The organism is Pseudomonas entomophila (assembly GCF_013523165.1).
Classification (GTDB): Bacteria; Pseudomonadota; Gammaproteobacteria; order Pseudomonadales; family Pseudomonadaceae; genus Aquipseudomonas; species Aquipseudomonas entomophila_A.
Genome location: NZ_JAAMQI010000001.1, coordinates 1 through 18,967, shown reverse-complemented (window position 1 = coordinate 18,967; position 18,967 = coordinate 1). Strand labels below are relative to the sequence as shown.

General features: G+C 65.0%; 14 protein-coding genes. 4 read left to right on the top strand and 10 right to left on the bottom strand.

Features of this window, described 5'->3' with window-relative positions; all coding sequences use genetic code 11:
- From G7Z99_RS00070 to G7Z99_RS00030, 9 genes are all read right to left on the bottom strand, one after another.
- The gene (locus G7Z99_RS00070; protein WP_181090872.1) at window positions 1–3,696 is read right to left on the bottom strand and encodes a transporter substrate-binding domain-containing protein; all 3,696 of its coding nucleotides are present in this window, start codon (window positions 3,694–3,696) and stop codon (window positions 1–3) included.
- Entirely contained in the window at window positions 3,693–4,319 is a 627-nt protein-coding gene (locus tag G7Z99_RS00065) for a response regulator transcription factor (protein ID WP_181090870.1), read from the bottom strand. The genes G7Z99_RS00070 and G7Z99_RS00065 overlap by 4 nt, the downstream gene beginning before the upstream one ends.
- A 23-nt stretch (window positions 4,320–4,342) precedes the next feature.
- The gene (locus tag G7Z99_RS00060) at window positions 4,343–5,551 is read right to left on the bottom strand and encodes a hypothetical protein (RefSeq protein WP_181090868.1); all 1,209 of its coding nucleotides are present in this window, start codon (window positions 5,549–5,551) and stop codon (window positions 4,343–4,345) included.
- A complete protein-coding gene (locus G7Z99_RS00055; RefSeq protein ID WP_181090867.1) occupies window positions 5,548–6,285 on the bottom strand; it encodes a molecular chaperone in 738 nt (245 codons plus the stop codon). Before G7Z99_RS00055 ends, G7Z99_RS00060 begins: the two co-directional genes overlap by 4 nt.
- A gap of 157 nt (window positions 6,286–6,442) precedes the next feature.
- Window positions 6,443–8,926 (bottom strand): TcfC E-set like domain-containing protein, encoded by a 2,484-nt coding sequence (locus tag G7Z99_RS00050; RefSeq protein WP_181090866.1) that lies wholly within the window; start codon window positions 8,924–8,926, stop codon window positions 6,443–6,445.
- 109 nt (window positions 8,927–9,035) lie between these two features.
- Window positions 9,036–9,515, bottom strand: a complete 480-nt coding sequence (locus tag G7Z99_RS00045) for a CS1 type fimbrial major subunit (protein ID WP_181090864.1) — start codon at window positions 9,513–9,515, stop codon at window positions 9,036–9,038.
- Between the two features lie 207 nt (window positions 9,516–9,722).
- Window positions 9,723–11,387, bottom strand: coding sequence for a cation acetate symporter (locus tag G7Z99_RS00040; RefSeq protein ID WP_181090862.1), 1,665 nt, complete (start codon window positions 11,385–11,387; stop codon window positions 9,723–9,725).
- Window positions 11,384–11,695: a DUF485 domain-containing protein gene (locus tag G7Z99_RS00035; RefSeq protein WP_060393003.1), complete on the bottom strand. Its 312-nt coding sequence runs from the start codon at window positions 11,693–11,695 to the stop codon at window positions 11,384–11,386. The genes G7Z99_RS00040 and G7Z99_RS00035 overlap by 4 nt, the downstream gene beginning before the upstream one ends.
- Window positions 11,696–12,254: 559 nt before the next feature.
- Window positions 12,255–13,109, bottom strand: coding sequence for a glycine betaine ABC transporter substrate-binding protein (locus G7Z99_RS00030; RefSeq protein WP_181090860.1), 855 nt, complete (start codon window positions 13,107–13,109; stop codon window positions 12,255–12,257).
- Between the two features lie 217 nt (window positions 13,110–13,326).
- Here G7Z99_RS00030 and G7Z99_RS00025 point away from each other — a divergent pair, with 217 nt between their 5' ends.
- Window positions 13,327–14,901 carry a glycoside hydrolase family 17 protein gene (locus tag G7Z99_RS00025; protein ID WP_181090858.1) on the top strand — a complete coding sequence of 525 codons (1,575 nt, stop codon included), beginning with the start codon at window positions 13,327–13,329 and terminating at the stop codon, window positions 14,899–14,901.
- 36 nt (window positions 14,902–14,937) lie between these two features.
- Here G7Z99_RS00025 and G7Z99_RS00020 read toward each other — a convergent pair whose 3' ends face one another.
- Window positions 14,938–15,297 carry a hypothetical protein gene (locus G7Z99_RS00020; protein ID WP_181090856.1) on the bottom strand — a complete coding sequence of 120 codons (360 nt, stop codon included), beginning with the start codon at window positions 15,295–15,297 and terminating at the stop codon, window positions 14,938–14,940.
- A gap of 233 nt (window positions 15,298–15,530) precedes the next feature.
- On the opposite strand from G7Z99_RS00020, the gene G7Z99_RS00015 reads away from it, so the two are divergent.
- The 3 genes from G7Z99_RS00015 to G7Z99_RS00005 all read left to right on the top strand — a co-directional run bounded on the left by G7Z99_RS00015 (window position 15,531) and on the right by G7Z99_RS00005 (window position 18,751).
- A complete protein-coding gene (locus G7Z99_RS00015; protein ID WP_181090854.1) occupies window positions 15,531–16,829 on the top strand; it encodes a serine/threonine protein kinase in 1,299 nt (432 codons plus the stop codon).
- Entirely contained in the window at window positions 16,822–17,637 is an 816-nt protein-coding gene (locus tag G7Z99_RS00010; RefSeq protein WP_308812263.1) for an MlaA family lipoprotein, read from the top strand. Before G7Z99_RS00015 ends, G7Z99_RS00010 begins: the two co-directional genes overlap by 8 nt.
- A gap of 115 nt (window positions 17,638–17,752) precedes the next feature.
- Complete coding sequence (locus tag G7Z99_RS00005) at window positions 17,753–18,751, top strand: NADP-dependent oxidoreductase (protein ID WP_181090852.1); 999 nt, start codon at window positions 17,753–17,755, stop codon at window positions 18,749–18,751.
- The last annotated feature ends 216 nt before the right edge of the window (window positions 18,752–18,967 follow it).

Below are 18,967 nucleotides of genomic sequence, written 5' to 3'. Positions count from 1 at the left end.
TCAGCCTCCATGGCGCGCATCCTGCCCACCGATCTCACGTGCGCGGGCGTCCGGCGGCCCCGTCCGCACGTGCTCACGCCGCCCCCGCAACTCGTCCTCGAGCGCCTGCATCGCCTGCCGAATGGCGTCGACGCGCACGTTCAGCACGTCCAGGGACACCGGTTTTCCCAGGCAACTGCGTTCGACCTGTTCACAGGCCTTGACCAGCGCGCTGGCACGCACCAGGCGCGCGCCGCCCTTGATGCGGTGTGCCAACCTGGCCAATGCGGGCAGGTCGCCGCACTCGGCCAGGCGCTTGAGCTCGGCCAGGTCCTGGCGGTTGCTGTCGAGCAGATCGCGCAGCAAGCCTTTGAAGGCATCGGGGTCGTTGCCGGTCAACCGGCGCAAACTGCCCAGGTCGGCATCGATGGCCCCCTCGTGGGCGTTCGCGGGCTGGCGATCATCAGAGTGGATAGCGTCGAGCACGGCGGCCAATGCCTTGAGGCTCAGTGGCTTGAACAGGCAGTCGTCCATGCCGGCCGCCAGGCAACGCCGGCGTTCATCGGCCACGGCATTGGCCGTGATGCCCACCACCCGGCAACGCGGCCAGCCATGCCGTTGTTCGTGAAGGCGGATCGCGCGGCACAGCGCGTAGCCATCCATGCCCGGCATGCTGCAATCGCTGATGACCAGGTCGAAACGCCCGGCGATCCACTGGCGCAGGCCCTGGATACCCTGCTCGGCCATGCTGGCCTGATGCCCCAGGTACGCCAGTTGGTGAACCAGCAGCAGACGATTGGCCGGATAGTCGTCGACCACCAGCACCCGCAGGCCCGGTCGTGCGTTCGCTGGCGGCGCCCCTGGTGGCTCGGCAGGCGCCGCGGGGCCGGACGCCGCCTTGGAGGCAGGCTCGACGGCCATCTCGATCTCGATGCGTGTTCCCACGCCCAAGTCACTGTGCAAGGCCATGCTGGCGCCCATCAATTGGCAGAGCGTCTGGCTGATGGACAACCCGAGTCCCGCGCCACGTCCACTGGACTGCCGGTGGTTGCAGGCTTGCCAGAACGGTTCGCCCAGCCGGGCAAGGTCCGCTTGCGGGATACCGATGCCGGTGTCCTCGACCGTCAGGCTCAGGGCCAACAGCGCATCCTCGCGCGGCATCAATCGCAGGCTCACCCGCACCGTGCCGTGCTGGGTGAACTTGATGGCATTGCTGACCAGGTTGGCGAGCACCTGTTTGAACCGCAACGGGTCGATCAGCACCTCACGCTCGACCTCGCCTTCCAGTTCCAGGCTCAGGTGCAAGCCCTTGGCCCGGGCCTGTGGCTGGAACAGCTGCACCACGCTGCCGGTGTGACGGGCCAGGGGCACGGCTTCCCGGTTGATCTCCAGGTGCCCGGACTCGATGCGCGTCACATCGAGGATGTCGCCGATCAGCGCCAGCAATCCACGCGCCGCCTCGGAGGCCACCTCGATGGAAACCCGGTCGAGGATGCCCTGCTCAGCCTTGCGCAACGCCAGCTCCAAGGTGCCGAGCACGGCGTTCATGGGCGTACGGATCTCATGGCTCATGGTGGCCAGAAAGTGCGTCTTGGCCTGGTTGGCCTGCTCGGCCTCCTCTTTGGCCCGCTGCAGGTCGGCCTGCAACTGGTAGCGCTCGGTGACGTCGATCCAGCCAGCGATCACGCTGGCGCCGGCATGGTCGCTGCGGCATGGCAGCATCCAGTGATAGAAGATGCGCTCGCGGCCATCGGCCAGCCGGACCTGCCGATCCTCGACCTGCGCCTGCCCCGAGCACAGCACCTCACGCCAGCCGCGTTGCCAGGCCAGGTGCGGCAGGCAACCGAGCAACTGGCCGACCACCTCGTCCCGGCCCACGCCCAAGGTCTCCAGGTAGCAACTGTTGCACGTGATCAGGCGCCCGTCCCGATCGCAGACGTAGAGGGGATGAGGCGTCCCGTCGATCATCACGCGCATGAACTCCAGCTGGTCGGCCAAGGCGCGTTCGGCCTGGGCGCGGATGCGGATCAGGCGGCGCAGGTAGCGCACCCAGGCCAGGGCCAGCACCAGTAGCAAGAGGATGGCTGTGAAGCCTTGCAAGACCTGCTGCCGGTGCCGGTGCCAGAAATTGTCGCCGACGATCGGCTCGCCCTGCCAGCGACGCGCCATGGCGTCGAGTTCCTGGGGCGCGAGGCTGGACAAGGCCTTGTCGAGGATGGCGCTCAATTGCGTGTCACCCTGGCGGGTCGCCAAGGCGAAGTGCGCCGGTGGCAAGGCCAGGCTGGCGCTGATGCGAAAGCGGCCCCTGGGCAGGCGTGTCGAGAGCGAGCGCACGCACACCAACGGCAGCACGGCCGCCTCCACCTGGTTCTCGCTGACCTTGAGCACCGCCTCCTGCGGCCCTTGCACATCCACGTGTGTGATGCCCGGGTAATGCTCGCGCAGGTAGCGGCTGGGAAAGCCACTGGCCAACGTGGCGACCCGCTGCCCCTGCAACTGGTCCAGGCTGACGGGCGCCGTGTCGTCGGCTGCGGTGACCAGTACTCGCGCCGAGGTCAGGTAGGCGCGGCTGAAGGTCAGGTATTGCTCGCGCGCAGCGCTGGGCGTCAGTGCACCGATCAGGTCGGCACGCCCCTGACGCAACTGCTCGATCATCTGCTCGACGGTGCCGCCACTGGAGAACTCGAACGTCAGGCCTGTGGCGCGCCCGATGCGTTCGAGCACATCGACGCTCAGCCCCCGGAAATGCCCTTCAGCATCACGATAGCTCAACGGCAGCATCTGCTCGTCGAGCAGCACGCGCAGTCGCGGCCTGTTCTGCAGCCAACGTTGCTCGGCCGGTGTCAACGACAGGACCGTCGGGGTGTGCTCGGCCAGTTGCTCGACGAATGGCATCCAGCGCTGATGGATACGTGCGTGCTCCTGTTCCGTGAGCGGGCTCAACACGTTGTCGACCAAGCCGGCCAAGGTCGTCTGCTGCGCCGCGAAGGCAAAGCCGATCGATTGACGCAAGCCACCTGGGCATTCGCGCAGCACCAGATTGCCCATCTGCGCACGCCCGACCAGGTAGTGGCTTTCCAGGGCGCTGCCCACGAACACGTCGGCCTGGCCGAACGCGACGGCGCCCATTGCCTGACGCGTGGACGCATACGGCTGCACCTGCGCCTGCGGGTACTGCGTGCGCAGCTGTTCACTGTCCCGGTAACCGTCGCGCATGGCCACACGCACGACGCCCTCGGCCTGGCAACCAACCCGAGTATTGTCGCGCACCGCCTGACGCGGCATGTCCTCGGCGTAGGCACGCGACAGCACAAGACCCGCCTGCGCAGCCTGCTGCGCGGTGACACCCCCGAGCAGATCGACCTGGCCGGTGCGCAGTGCCACCGTCGCTTCGGCCAGCGAGTCGAAGGTCAGTACCTCGATCGGCAGTCGCAGGTAGTCGGACAGCAGCCCCGCGTAGTCCGCGGTGATGCCTTCGTAGGCGCGACTCGGGCCGATCACGCCCAGCGGCGGCTCGTCGGCCTGGACCACGCCTAGGCTGAGCGCACGCCGGCTCCACAGCCAGCGCAGTTGCGCCTCGTCCGGCGGGGGCAGCGTGCGCCCGAGCACGGCGCGCCCTTGCAGGTGAGCCTTGGTTTCGTCCGCCCGCGCCAGTGGCAGCCACAGCCCTGCCAGCATCCAGAGGATCATGGCGAGGCGTGCCAGGGTGATGATCACACCAGGCCATTGCGCCTGGCGAGGTCCGCCAGGTCGATCAACGATCGCACGCCGAGCTTTTCGATCAGGCGCGACTTGTAGGTGCTGACGGTCTTGTTGCTCAGCAGCATGAGTTCACCGATCGCCTTGTTGCTCAAGCCCCGCGCCAGGTACTGCAGGATGATCAGCTCGCGGTCGCTGAGGCTGGCCAGACACGCCTTCTCGCTGGTCTGCATGTCTTGCCGGCACACCGAACTGAGCGACACCTCCGGGAAATAGGTGAAGCCCGAGCGGATTGCCAGCACGGCCCGGCTCAGCTCGCCCAGGTCGTCGGTCTTGCAGATGAACCCGGCGGCCCCTGCCTTCATGCAGCGCAGCGAAAAGGTGTCGGCCATCTGCGAGGTCAGCATCAGCACCCGCGGCGGGTGCTCCAGCGCAGTGATGCGCTGCAAGACCTGCATGCCGTCGAGCCCTGGCAGCGAGATGTCGAGAATCACCAGGTTCGGCGCATGCTCACGGATCAGCCGCAGGGCATCGACACCGCTGTCGGTCTCGCCGATCACCTTGATGTGGTCATGCTGCAGCTGCAGGCGCACGCTGGTCCGGATGAAAGGGTGGTCGTCGACCACCAGTGCTGTGTACATGGATCCTTCCTCATTGCCTAGCGCTAGAGTTCGGCGTCGAACACGACGGTGGCTTTGCCTTTGTAGGTCTTGCCTGCCCGGCCAAGCATGGGCTGCACGTCCGCTTGAGTGACTTCGAAATGCAGTTCGCCCGGGCGGTTGATGGTAGGGATCACCGAGTCGAACCGAAGCGCCGCAGCGCGCCCGGTTGGCAGTGTCAGGCGCGTGACCGGCCCGCCTTGATAACGGATGCCCGATGGCAGGCTGAGCGACACACGCACCGGCACGTCTTCGCCCAGGTCATTGCGGATCCCGCAGTCCAGGCCGACGTCGTACTCGCACAGCTTGTAAACCTTCAACGGCCCTGTGGACCACACCCGCATCGGCAGGTCGCGGTAAAGCCGCTGCGGCACTCGGCCACCATTCAGCCATGCCTTCCAGCCGCCTACCGGCTCCAGCACGGCCCGTTCGGAACCGGGCGGAAAATCGAAGATGAACGCGTGCTCCACCTCCAGCTCGAAATGGATGGTCAACGTGTTGTCGCTCAAGTCATGCACCTGATCACCAAAGTCGAAATCGCCGCCCGGCCCCACCGTGAAGATGGTAGTACCGCGGTACAGACCTGGCTTCATGCGGTAGGTCGGGGGCATGGCCAGGTTGTAGGCGATGGCAATCCGCGACACCTGCACAGGCTCCACATGGGTGTTGGGCGCGAATACATTGACCTGCCAGCAGCCTGAGGGCGAAGCGACGCTGGTAATGCGAAGCCCCCTGATCGCACGACGCTGCGACTGATAACCGATCCCCCCTAACAATGTACAGCCACCGTTGGGCATGCCGTTGGTAAGCGGATTATGCGAGTAGTCGTTCGAGATGACGTCGAGCATCAGCCCGCTTATTTCGAACGACAGCCTGTGAGGATCACCCGTGTCCTGGTCGTAGACATCGACCTCTCGACGTCGGGGCGTTTGCACGTACAACTGATCGCGCACATTGCCGGTCGCCTTGGTGACCTGCTTGCCATAAGTGAGCGGGATGTCCACCGTCTGGCCCTTGATGCAGAGCGATCCGAACAACCTGCAGTTCTGCGCGGGCGGGGTCGTGTTTTCGAACTGCCCCGTCCCGCCCCCCCGATACTGGGCGGTCAGGGTCACTTCGCTAGCTCCCGCCACGGACGTCAACACGACGAGTACCGCGCCCGCCAGTATCCGCGACAGCCAGCCTGCGCTTCCCGTGTGCGTCATGCCCTTCATGCGCCCACCACCTTGTGTTCATGCCGTTCTCCCTCCTGCAGCTCGAACTGGAACACATGACCGCCCTCGTCCTCGAACAGTCGGGTCCGTCCTGGCAACAGGTGGTGCTTGGTCGCCGGTCCGCAGGCCTGGTCCGCGGACTGACAGACGCGAAAATGATCGAGGGCCACGGTACTGTTGCCGTGGTTGCTGACTTTCAGCTTGCCATCGACATAGTCGAGGTCCGTCTGATAGCGGGGGGCATCAGGCCGCACGAACAGCAGCGAACCATAGCCTGCCAGCAGATTGACGCCGGCCCTGAGGCTGTCGCGGTAGGCGTCGGCTTCGGCTTGATCGACCGCGAAGCCATCGTCGACCTCCGGCAGCACCGGGATGAACCGCACCCGGAAATAGCGCTCGCGCTCACGCGTGCCGCGATACAGCAGACGCACCGACTGCAAGCCGCGCGCCGGCACGATCAGCCGGGCCGGGCTGACCACCAGAGCGCGTGCATCCATGGCCAGCCCTTCCAGGCTGACCTCGCTGGCCTTGCCCTGGGCGTCGTAGACCAGCTCCGCCACGCTGACCTTGACGAAGGCCGTGGTATCGCCACCGTTGCGGATCCGCTTGAGCAACGTGCTCCTGTCGCCCTCGATGTAGTCGTACAGGCCGCCGATGTTGAGCTCCGGCGCCGCCTGCAGCGGCAAGGGGCACATCAGCAGGGCCAAGAACACACCGTACACACGCTTGTTCATCCTGAATCTGTTTCTTCCGATAATGGCCATTCAGTATTACCCCCTCTGCGTGGGTATCGCTTGCGAAGCGCCCACTTAAAGACGCCTCCTACAATGTTTTGAGAAATTTCCTACCGCGTATCGGTGCGACGCCGGCACGCGCACGCCTTCCCCGTAATCACGATCGATCGTCAGGGGCACGTGTCGCGACCGTGGCCAGGCTTTCAGGCTCGCAGCGCTGGTCACCAGCCATCAGCACGTCATGTTCACGATTCAATCGGTTCGGGTCGAGGCTCAACAGGCAGGCGGCTCGCCCGTCCAGACGTACTTCGAGCACGGGGTTCGACTCGCTCATTTCCACGGCGAAATAGCCGTCGACTTCGGTCACGCCACGGCTGGCGTGGTTGATGACCTGTGCACCGCTCAGGCCTCTGCCGTGCGCGTCCAGCAGCCGTCCCAGCACCGTCACGGTGCGCATCACCCGCAACTGCCGGTACTCGATGCCACCGCGATTGAGGTGGTAGTCCAGGCTATTGGGCTGGATCACGGCGGCGGGCGCGTGCCGGTCCTGGAAGTCGATCTGCACCTGGCCCGGCCTGTAGGCCGACACCGGCAGGACGTTGCGCCCTGGGCGCAGGACGGCGCTGAGCCCCTGAAAGTCGTCGGCGCGCAGCATGAGCCCTTCGACGTCCGACTCCACATCGACGATCAGCCCTGCGTCGTGGGCCATGAACTGACCACTGGCGGCGAACGTGCCGGCACCCAGGGCGAAGACGCTCTGCAGGTTCAGACCGGCGCTGACCTCACCGTTGTAGGACGAGCGTTGCGCGTAGACATCGCCGTTGAGCTCACGGCTTTCGAACTGGGCATTGCCGCCGATGCCGGCGCCATAGCGATCCAGCGTGGCGGTGGCGCCGAGGGTGCGGAGCGCGCCTCGATCGACATCATGCTGGTAGCTGACCGAAGCATTCTGGTCACGCCCTCCGTCCCGCGACGTGCGGCTACCCAGGGTCGCGGCGATACGTCGCCCGGGGCTGCCCAGGCTCATGCTCAGGCTCAGGTTGACCCCACGATTGCGGGCCTGCCCGCTGCTGAGGGTGCCAGGACGATCGAACACCGAGAATCGCCAGTTGGCATCCGAGCCCGCCAGCTTGCCGAACTGCGTCCAGCCCAGGTCCACGCCCAAACCCTGGGTAGCCCCCGTGCTGTGAGCCAAGCGCAGCGTGGCCGTACTGCGTGCATTCAGGCGCTGAGTGAGCGACAACGAGGTCTGGCTCAGCACCTGCTGGCGTGCCAATGGCCCACGAAGCGACTGGCTGGACTGCGTCCAGGAACGGCTGTGGCTGAACACGAGCGAACCCGACTCATGGTTGTAGAGGGTCTGCAGGTCATAGCCGTGGCCCAGCCCCTCGGTCTGATTGACGTTGCCGTACAGCTTCAGGCGATCCTTGACGTCCCAGTCGAGCGAGGTGGCGTACTGCAGGGCATCATCGACCTGCTGGACCGACGCACCGACGACGGCGCGCGGGTGCAGCAGGTAGTTGACCATCGCGCCACTGCTCAAACTGCCATCGTGGTCATCGTTCCAGTTGCTCAGGGCACTGGTCTGCTGGCCAAGAAACAGGTTGTAGCGCCAGCGGCTCTCGCTGTTGTTCCAGTTGGAAGGCTTGTAGATGAACGCTTCAGTGCGCGAGGTCTCCTGCCCATCCTCCATCAGGCGCACTTCGATTTCATAGATGCCCCCGGGCAGCACACGGGTGTCGAGCGTCTGCAGCCCCGGCTGCACCGGCTGGCTGTTGATCAGCACCCCATTGCGATAGATCTCGGCGATGCCGTGGCGATTGGGCGTGACGTAGACCGGCGTGGTGCTGGGCTGGCCGCTTTCGATCAACAGGCTGTCACTGCTGCCGAACATCAGGCCCAGGGTCGTGTCGGCACTGTTGCCCAGCAACCGTGGCTGGCGTACCAGGCCTTGGGCACTGGGCGTGAAATAGCCCAGGCGATAGAAATGCTGGTCCACCAGGCGCTCGGTGTAGAGCTGGTCGAGACGATAGCGCGCCCCCTCGCGCTGATCGCTGCCACGGTCGAACTGTGCGTCGGCCAGGGTCGTCCAGCGACCGATGCTGCCCTGGCCTTGCAAGGCATAGCGCCCGCTGGTCTGCTCGCCACCGCCGACCAGGTTGAGCTGGTTGCGCAGCAGCAGGCCATAGCTGCCCTGCTCCGGCAGGGTGTGGTAGATCGCCGCCGGGCCAGTCTTTTCGGCGTCGGCGGTCAATAGCGACAATTGAGAGTTGACCAGGCTGTAGTGAATCGCGCGCAGGCCGTCCACGCAGTCGACCTGGCAATCGCCCAGGGGGCGGCCGTCGGCGAGCCGGGCCTGCCAGCGCCGTCGCACGGCATCCGGTTCGCGGCTTTCCTGGGTATCGGTGAAGTCCAGCAATTGGACATGCTCATTGCGGCTGAGCACGACCATGGCGTCGCCAAGGTAGCGCCCGTCGAGCTCGACCCGCACGGCCAACGGCACGTCGAAAAAATGCGCCTCGAATTCGCGAGGCAAGCCCTGCGCCTGGGCCACCGCTGTCAGCACCGACGGCGATCGTGCCGGCGCCGGTTCGGCGCACACGCCGAATGCAGCGACAAGCCAGGCGCAGGTTGTTGTCATTCGAATGAATCGGCTCATGACCCTGCCTGGAAGCAATGCCCCACCCTGACCGGTGACGGGGTCACCGGCAGGGCGGGCGAGAGGGTGAAGGAAGGAACGACGAGGCAGATCAGGGCGCGGCGGTTTCGAACATCATGCTCACCAGGCCTTGATAGTTACCTGGCGTGTACGCACCCCCGGCAGGGGTCTTGGCGGTGACGACGAAATCCATGACGGTGCCTGGGAGCGCCTGGGCCCCCGTGAGGATCTCGCTGGGGGTGGTGGCCAGTTCGGTGCTGCCCACCTTGACGCTGAGGTCGATGGCATCCAGGCCGCTGGTGATCACGGGCGAGTTGAGCAGGTAGCCGGTGATCGGGCCGATGGTGCTCTTGGCCTGCAACTGGTGACGGATCTCGCCGAAGGTCGATTTGACCGGGTTCCAAGGCAGCTCCTGAGGATCGTTCATCCAATCGCTGCCAACCGGTTCGACGTAGAAGGCGGCCGTCGGCACCACGGCGGTCACCAACACTTGCTTCTCGATCGGATCAGCCGCCTGTGCCGCGCCTGCTGCCAACAGAACCAAGGGAAGGGCCTTGAAGAGCGATTTCATGAGTCATCTCCTTTTATGACCTGCGGACGTTGCAGGTACGATGTCAAGTCGGCCGATGCCGACAGGAAGGAGGATTATTCGCCAGTGCCGTATGACAGCAGAACAGGACCGTTCCGAGCGTATCTCGGAAATTTCCCAAGGTGGGCGGAGGTGCTCCCAGAACGCATGAAGCCGCCCGAAGGCGGCTTCATGCAGGACAGTGGGCAATCAGTGCGAGACGGCGCCCGAGGCCCCCAGGCCCGTTTGCGAACGGACGAACTGCGGGTAGAACAGCGCGCGTTCCTTCTCCGCCGCTGCTGACTTGTCAGTGACCGAGAAGAACCAGATCCCGACGAAGGCGATCAGCATCGAGAACAGCGCAGGGTACTCGTACGGATAGACCGGTGTGGCGTGACCGAGAATCTGCACCCAGATGGTCGGGCCGAGCACCATCAGCGTCACTGCGCTGATCAGGCCGAGCCAGCCGCCGATCATCGCGCCACGGGTGGTCAGGCGCTTCCAGTACATCGAGAGCAACAGCACCGGGAAGTTGCAGCTGGCCGCGATGGAGAACGCCAGGCCCACCATGAAGGCGATGTTCTGGCTTTCGAACAGGATGCCCAGGCCAATCGCCAGGATGCCCAAGGCCACGGTGGTGATCTTCGACACGCGGATCTCGTCACGGTCGTTGGCCTTGCCCTTGCGCCACACGCTGGCATACAGGTCATGGGACACCGCCGAGGCACCGGCCAGGGTCAGGCCGGCGACCACCGCCAGGATGGTGGCGAAGGCCACGGCCGAGATGAAGCCCAGGAACACGCTGCCGCCGACCGCATCGGCCAGGTGAACCGCAGCCATGTTGTTGCCACCGATCAGGGCGCCAGCGGCGTCCTTGAAGGCCGGGTTGGTGCTGACCAGCAGGATCGCGCCGAAGCCGATGATGAAGGTCAGGATGTAGAAGTAGCCGATGAACCCGGTGGCGTACAGCACGCTCTTGCGCGCTTCCTTGGCATCGCTGACGGTGAAGAAGCGCATCAGGATGTGTGGCAGGCCGGCAGTGCCGAACATCAGCGCCAGGCCGAGGGAGAACGCCGAGATCGGGTCCTTGACCAGGCCGCCCGGGCTCATGATCGCCTCACCCTTGGGGTGTACGTCGATCGCCTGGGAGAACAGCGCGTTGAAGTCGAAGTTGACGTGCTTCATGACCATCAGCGCCATGAAGGTGGCGCCCGACAGCAGCAGCACCGCCTTGATGATCTGCACCCAGGTGGTGGCCAGCATGCCGCCGAACAGCACGTACAGGCACATCAGGATGCCCACCAGGATGACCGCCACATGGTAGTCGAGGCCGAACAGCAGCTGGATCAGCTTGCCGGCACCGACCATCTGCGCGATCAGGTAGAACGCGACCACCACCAGCGAGCCGGAGGCCGACAGGGTACGGATCTGCGTCTGGCCTAGGCGGTACGACGCCACGTCGGCGAAGGTGTACTTGCCCAGGTTGCGCAGGCGTTCGGCGATCAGGAAGAGGATGATCGGCCAGCCGACCAAGAAGCCGATCGAGTAGATCAGCCCATCGTAGCCCGACGTGAACACCAGCGCGGAAATGCCCAGGAAGGAGGCCGCCGACATGTAGTCGCCCGCGATCGCCAGGCCGTTCTGGAAGCCTGTGATGCGACCGCCCGCAGCGTAGTAGTCGGAGGCCGACTTGTTGCGCTTGGAGGCCCAGTAGGTGATGCACAGGGTGAAGCCGACGAAGGCCAGGAACATGACGATCGCCGACACGTTCAGCGGCTGCTTCTGCACGTCGCCGGTCAGTGCGTCGGCGGCCCAGGCCGCAGGCGCGAAGGCCCCGATGGCCAGCACGGCCAGGCTGTTGAAAGAACGGCTCATGGCTGCGCCTCCTTCAGGATCGCCTTGTTCAGCTCATCGAACTCGCCATTGGCGCGGCGCACGTAGATGGCAGTCAGGACGAAGGCCGACAGGATCAGGCCGACACCCAGCGGGATACCCCAGGTGATCGACGAGTCGGCGGCGATGCGCGTGCCGAGCACCTGGGGACCGTAGGCGATCAACAGGATGAAGGCACAGTAGAGGCCGAGCATGATGGCCGAGAGAATCCACGCGAAGCGTTCGCGCTTGGCGACCAGCTCCTTGAACCGTGGGCTGTTCTGTATCGAAAGGTAAATGCTGTCGTTCATTGTTTTTGTCCTAGCAGCACGGAGTAGGTAGAACCCACCTTCACTTTAGGCTGCCGTTGGCGCTCAACCAGACGACCTTAGTCTTATAGGTAAGGGTGGGTTGCAGGAGGGGTAACAATGAGGGGGGTCGAAGGGAGGTGCCTGTGCGTTCCCGGGTGAGAGGTTTTTCTGTGGGTGGGAGGTATGCCTGGAGGGGTTGAGTGGCTGGTTTTACGGCCCCTGCGGGCCCGATCGCGGCACAGGGGCCGCTCCTACATGGGTAGGTGGTGCCCTGGCAAATCAGCGCTGCGGTCCTGTAGGAGCTGCCCCTGTGCCGCGATCGGGCCCGCAGGGGCCGTAAAGCCAGCAATCTGATTGCGGCAGTTGACCCGAACAGGTTTAGCGACACGACGCCGCCTATAAGACAGTTTCCCCCACAGGGTGGCACAGTCACCGCGCTGATGCCGGCTGCTTGGAATGAAGACTGGGGGCGTGTCGGCGATGCGGCCCCAGAGGGGCCGCAAGGTCATGCTTCGATTCAGTAGCCGATCCTCACAGGATCAGTCACCCATGGCGCGCATCACTGCCCGACCCACTCCTTCACCCGCTCAGGGTGCTTGGCTACCCAGTCCTTCGCCGCCGCTTCAGGCTTGGCGCCTTCCTGGATCGCCAGCATCACCTCGCCGATCTCGTCCTTGGACTGCCAGGAGAACTTGCGCAGGAACTGCGCCACTTCCGGCGCCTTGCCTTCGAGGTCCTTGCTGCCGATGCTGTTGACGGTCTCGGCAGCGCCATACACGCCCTTCGGATCGTCCAGGAACTTCAGCTTCCACTTGGCGAACATCCAGTGCGGCACCCAGCCAGTGACCACGATCGACTGCTGCTTGGCATAGGCGCGGCCCAATTCGGACGTCATCGCGGCGCCCGAGCTGGCCTGCAGCTTGTACCCGGTCAGGTCATAGTCCTTGATCGCCTGGTCGGTCTTGAGCATGACCCCGGACCCGGCGTCGATGCCGACGATCTTCTGTTTGAAGGTCTGGTCGGTCTTGAGGTCGGCGATGCTGCTGGCCTTGACGTACTCCGGCACGATCAGACCGATGCGCGCTTCCTTGAAGTTGGCGCCGTAGTCGACCACCTTGTCCTTGTTCTTGGCCCAGTATTCGCCGTGGGTCACGGGCAGCCAGGCCGAGAGCATGGCGTCGAGCTTGCCGGTGGCCACGCCCTGCCACATGATGCCCGTGGCCACGGGCTTGAGGTCCACCCCGTAGCCCAGCTTCTGTTTGATGACTTCGGCGGCCACATGGGTGGTCGCCACGCTGTCCGCCCAACCATCCACGTAACCGATACTGACTTGCTTGGACTCGGCCATGGCCTGCCCAGCGCCCATGGCCAGAACCAGTGCGGTACCCACCCCCAGAAAACGTCGCAGCTTCATCACGGCATGCCTCTTTCAGGTCTTGGAGACAGCATCATCGGCCTGTGCCCCCTGACGTCCGGGTCTGCATGCGACCTCCAACGAGCACTGGGCGACCGCGCATGGCTATCCACGCCATCGGCGCCGGCGGCTCAGCGCGATCCTTGCATGACGCCACTTGACGATCCCCCGCAGTGATGCCTAGCTAACCGTTCGCACCTGACGATGGATCGACGCGATGCCCGCTCTCATTCGCCACCCCTGGTTCATCTGCCTGCTGGCCAGCCTGGGCGTCCTGCTCGCCCTGGGCGGGTTCTGGCATGCGCTCGGCAAACCCGTGCACCTGCCGGATGCCGCCAGCGCGGCGCACCGCCTGCAATGTGCCTCCTACACGCCGTTCGACAAGGACCAGTCGCCGTTCGACCAACCTTTCGTCCTGCGCCCGGCGCGCCTGGACGCCGACCTGGCCTTGCTGGCGCGGCGTTTCCAATGCATCCGCACCTACTCCATGACCGGGCTCGAAAGCCTTCCGGCACTGGCGCGTCGCCATGGCCTGAAGATCATGCTCGGGGCCTGGGTCAACGCCAATCCGGTGGACACCGACCGGGAAGTGGCGATGCTCATCGCAGCGGCCAATGCCAACCCGGACGTGGTCACGGCGGTGATCGTCGGCAACGAGACGCTGCTGCGAAAGGAGGTGACCGAAGCGCGCCTGGTCGAGTTGATCGAGCGGGTCAAGCGCGAGGTCCAGGTGCCGGTGACCTATGCCGACGTGTGGGAATTCTGGCTACAGCATCCCGGTATCGCGCCGGCCGTGGACTTTCTGACCCTGCACCTGCTGCCCTACTGGGAGGACGACCCGCGCGGCCTCGAAGACGCCTTGGCCCATGTCGCCGACGTGCGCCGGGTGTTCGGGCAGCGCTTTGCGCCCAAGAACATCCTGATCGGCGAGACCGGCTGGCCCAGCGAAGGCCGGCAGCGGGAAACCGCCGTGCCGAGCCGCGTCAACGAAGCGCGCTTCGTCCGTGGCTTCGTCGCCCAGGCAGAGATCGAAGGGTGGCAGTACAACCTGATCGAAGCCTTCGACCAACCCTGGAAGCGGGCCAGCGAGGGCGCCGTGGGCGGGTACTGGGGGCTGTACGACGCCGATCGGCAGGACAAGGGCATCCTGGAAGGACCGGTGAGCGACGTGCCGCTGTGGCGGCTGTGGTGGTGGGTCAGCGTCAGCGTCGTGGTGCTCACGCTGGGGCTGGCGGGACGGCCTCGCGATCGGCGTACCGCGCTGTGGCTACCGTCGTTGGCCGCCGTGGCAGCCGTGGGCCTGGGGCTGTGGGGCGAGCTGACCCACAGCCATGCACGTTTCGCCAGCGAATGGGGCTGGGCCGGCCTGCTGGCCGGGTTGAACCTGGCCGTGCTGGCCCATGCCGCCCTGGCGCTGGGCCAGCGCACGGGCTGGCGTGCACGGGCCTATGCCTGGCTGCAGGCGCATGCGGGTTGGCTGTTGCTGGCGGCCGGGTTCGCCGCCGCGGTCAGTACCCTGGCCCTGGTATTCGACCCTCGCTACCGCAGCTTCCCTACTGCAGCGTTGCTGTTGCCGGCGGTGGTGTACCTGTTCAGGCCCGTTCCGGCATCGCGGCCTGAGCTGGCGTTGTTGGGATGGATCGTGGGTCTTGGTATCGTGCCGCAGCTGTATCAGGAAGGGCTGGGCAATGCCCAGGCGCTGGGTTGGGCAGGGGTCAGTGTGCTGATGGTCGGTGCGATCTGGCGGGGGTGGCAGTCACGGGCCGATGAAGGCATGCGGGCTCTTGCATGAGCTTCGTTCAATGGCTTGCCTGGCGGTATGCCCTCCTCACTCCCGCCGCACGACCCGCAACGCCCCCAGCACGATCGCGAACACCGCCAGGCTGGCGGTGTACAGCACCATCGCCGGGATGCCCAGCAGCACTGCGACGAACCCTACCCCTTTCCCTCCTCCACCTCGCAGCACCTGAGCCAGCAGGGCCAACCCGAATGCCACCCAGGCCAACGCCTGGTGATGGATCATCAACCCCAAGCCTGCACGCACCTCGCACATCCAGGGAGCATCCTCGCCTGCACAGCGGCCAACCCAGCGTGCGTCCTCCATCAGGCCGTACCGCACGGCGTAACTGCCGAGCAGGCAAGCGCCCAGCGTCATCATCATTCCTACCCATGTAGGCCAGCGCTCCATACAGGCTCCTTTTCGATCGTTCAGGACCCACCTCGGTCATGGCCGAACGCCAACCGCCAGCGGATCGCGTCATTCAACCCGATGATGCTGTGTCACCCTGTTTCACACGCTTGTCGTACGGTCGTTGGCACGGCACTATTTCGCGCAGATAAATAGGCCGCCCTCGGCAACTTTGCCAGGGCCACCATAGTCTTAGCCTGCATATCGCACCACTGCCGTCCCTGGGGGAATTCATGCTTCGATCCTTACGCCTTGCAGCCTTGCTGGGCGGCCTGTTCCTGAGCGCGGTCGCCACGGCGCGGGACATCGACGCCGCCACCTACGGCTACCCGCTGACCAACCCCTTCGAGGCGACCATCGCCACCACGCCGCCCGACCAGCGCCCGACGCTGCCGCACGACGAGGACATCGACCAGGACGACTATAGCCTCACCCTGCGCCCCGAGCGCGCCTTCACCCTGCCGGACAACTTCTGGCCCGTGAAGAAGCTCACCTACCGCCTGGCCCGCCAGGACCACCAGGCCCCGCTGATCTTCATCATCGCCGGCACCGGCGCGCCGTATTCGAGCAGCATCAACGAATACCTGAAGAAACTGTTCTACCAGGCCGGCTACCACGTGGTACAGCTGTCCTCGCCGACCAGCTGGGACTTCATGAGCGCTGCCTCGCGCTCGGCCACCCCCGGCATCAGCCAGGAAGATGCCGAGGACATGTACCGCGTCATGCAGTCGGTGCGTGCCCAGCATCCGCGCCTGCCAGTGAGCGAGTTCTACCTCACCGGCTACAGCCTCGGCGCGCTCGATGCGGCGTTCGTCAGCCACCTGGACGAAACCCGGCGCAGCTTCAACTTCAAGCGCGTGCTGCTGCTCAACCCACCGGTCAACCTGCAGACCTCGGTGTCGAACCTGGACAAGCTGGTGCAGACGAGCGTCAAGGGCATCGACAGCCGCACCAACTTCTACGAACTGATGCTGCACAAGCTGACGATGTACTTCCGTCAGAAAGGCTACGTCGACCTCAACGAAGCCCTGCTGTACGACTTCCAGGAGTCGCGCCAGCACCTGTCCAACGAACAGATGGCGATGCTGATCGGCACCTCGTTCCGCTTCTCGGCGGCCGATATCGCCTTTACCTCGGACCTGATCAACCGCCGTGGGCTGATCACGCCGCCCAAGTACCCGATCACCGAAGGCAGCAGCCTGACGCCGTTCTTCAAGCGCGCACTGCAATGCGACTTCGAGTGCTACCTCACCGAGCAGGTGATCCCCATGTGGCGTGCACGCAGCGACGGCGGCAGCCTGTTGCAACTGGTCGATCAGGTCAGCCTGTACGCCCTGCGCGACTACCTGAGCCACAGCTCGAAGATCGCCGTGATGCACAACGCCGACGACGTCATTCTCGGCCCGGGCGACATCGGCTTCCTGCGCCAGGTCTTCGGCGACCGGTTGACGCTCTACCCCCATGGCGGCCATTGCGGCAACCTCAACTACCGCGTCAACAGCGACGCCATGCTGGAGTTCTTCCGTGGTTAATCGACTGCTGCTCGTCACGGCCCTGCTGGCCGCTGCCCCCGTCATGGCCCAGGAAACCGCGCCGCGCACCAGCGTGCTCGAGGCCGACGTGCTCGACACCCATGGCGCGCAGAGCGACGGTTTCACCAACCCGTTGCAGGCGCTCAAATTCAACCCCGGCCTGGACCAGCGCGAGTTCGAGCGCTCGACCTTCGACGCACTGACCGTGCCGGACCCGTTCGAATCGTTCAACCGCCGCGTGTACCACTTCAACTACCGGTTCGACCAATGGGTGTTCCTGCCGGTGATCGACGGCTACAAGCGCGTCACCCCTGGCTTCGTGCGTACTGGGGTGAGCAACTTCTTCAACAACCTGGGCGACGTGCCCAACCTGTTCAACAGCGTGTTGCAGCTCAAGGCCGAACGTGCCGGGCAGATCACCGCACGCCTGCTGTTCAATACCGTGATCGGTGTGGGCGGTCTGTGGGATCCGGCCACGCGCATGGGCCTGCCGCGCCAGAGCGAAGACTTCGGCCAGACACTGGGCTTCTATGGCGTGCCGGAAGGCCCCTACATCATGCTGCCGATCCTGGGCCCGTCGAACCTGCGCGACACCGCCGGGCTGGTGGTGGACTACGCAGGCGAGCAATCGGTGAACTACCTCGGCATCCCCCGGTCCACCACCGACCACCCGGAGCTTTTTGCCCTGCGCGTCGTGGATCGCCGCTACACCACCAGTTTCCGCTACGGCCAGCTGAACTCGCCGTTCGAGTACGAGAAGGTGCGTTACGTCTATACCCAGGCGCGCAAGCTGCAGATCGCCGAATAAGGGAGGCGCCATACGCTGCAAGCAGCGCAGCCGATCTGGCGCGCTGCTGTCGCCTCCATGCTCAGTTCACAGTCAGCCACATGCAGCTCCCCTCCCCCTTCCCCAAGGAGTCCCCATGACCGCCACCAACCGCCGTTTCCTGCTCGCCAAGCGTCCGCAAGGCGAGGTACGCCGAGACGATTTCACCTTCGAGACGGTCCCCGTCGCCGAGCCGGGCGAAGGGCACGTCGTGGTCAAGAACCTGTACCTGTCGCTCGACCCGGCCATGCGCGGCTGGATGAACGAGGGCAAATCCTACGTGCCGCCCGTGGGCCTGGGCGAGGTCATGCGTGCCTTGGGCGTCGGTGAGGTCACGGCGTCGCGCCATCCCGACTTCAAGGTCGGCGACACGGTCAGTGGCGTGCTGGGCATGCAGGACTACTACACCGGTGACGCCAAGGGCTTGCAACGCATCGACCCTTCGCTGGCGCCGCTGCCGCGCTACCTGTCGGCGCTGGGCATGACCGGCATGACCGCCTACTTCGCACTGCTCGAGGTCGGCCAGCCCAAGGCGGGCGATACGGTGGTCATTTCCGGCGCGGCCGGGGCCGTCGGCAGCATCGCCGGGCAGATCGCCAAGCTCAAGGGCTGCCGGGTGATCGGCATCGCCGGAGGCCAGGAGAAAGGCGACTACCTCAAGACCCTGGGCTTCGATGGCGTGATCGACTACAAGGCCGAAGACGTCAAGGCCGGGCTGGAGCGTGAATGCCCCCAGGGTGTCGACGTGTACTTCGACAACGTCGGCGGCGACATCCTCGATGCCGTGCTGGCGCGGCTCAACTTCAAGGCGCGCGTGGTGATCTGTGGGGCGATCAGCCAGTACAACAGCCAGGATGGCGTGAAGGGCCCGGCCAACTACCTGGCACTGCTGGTCAACCGAGCGCGCATGGAAGGCTTCATCGTCACCGACCACCTGGGCGAGTACCCCAAGGCGGCGCGCGAGATGGCCGGCTGGCTGGACAGCGGTGAGGTCAAGAGCAAGGAGCATGTGGTCGAAGGGCTGGAGACCTTCCCCGACACGTTGCAGAAGCTGTTCAAGGGTGAGAACTTCGGCAAGTTGGTGCTGAAGGTCTAGAGGGTTCGCTGGCTGCCGGATCGCGGTGATCCTGGGGCGCGGCGGGGCTGGCTTTTACGGCCCCTTCGGGCCCGATCGCGGCACAGGGGTGAACTGGCTTAATGATTTTGGACACCTTCTTCGGACGCTATAATGGCGTCCAATTGGAGGCAAAATCAGTGCGCAATTCTTATTCGAAAGAACACAAAGTTCAAGCTGCTGAAATGGTGCTGGACG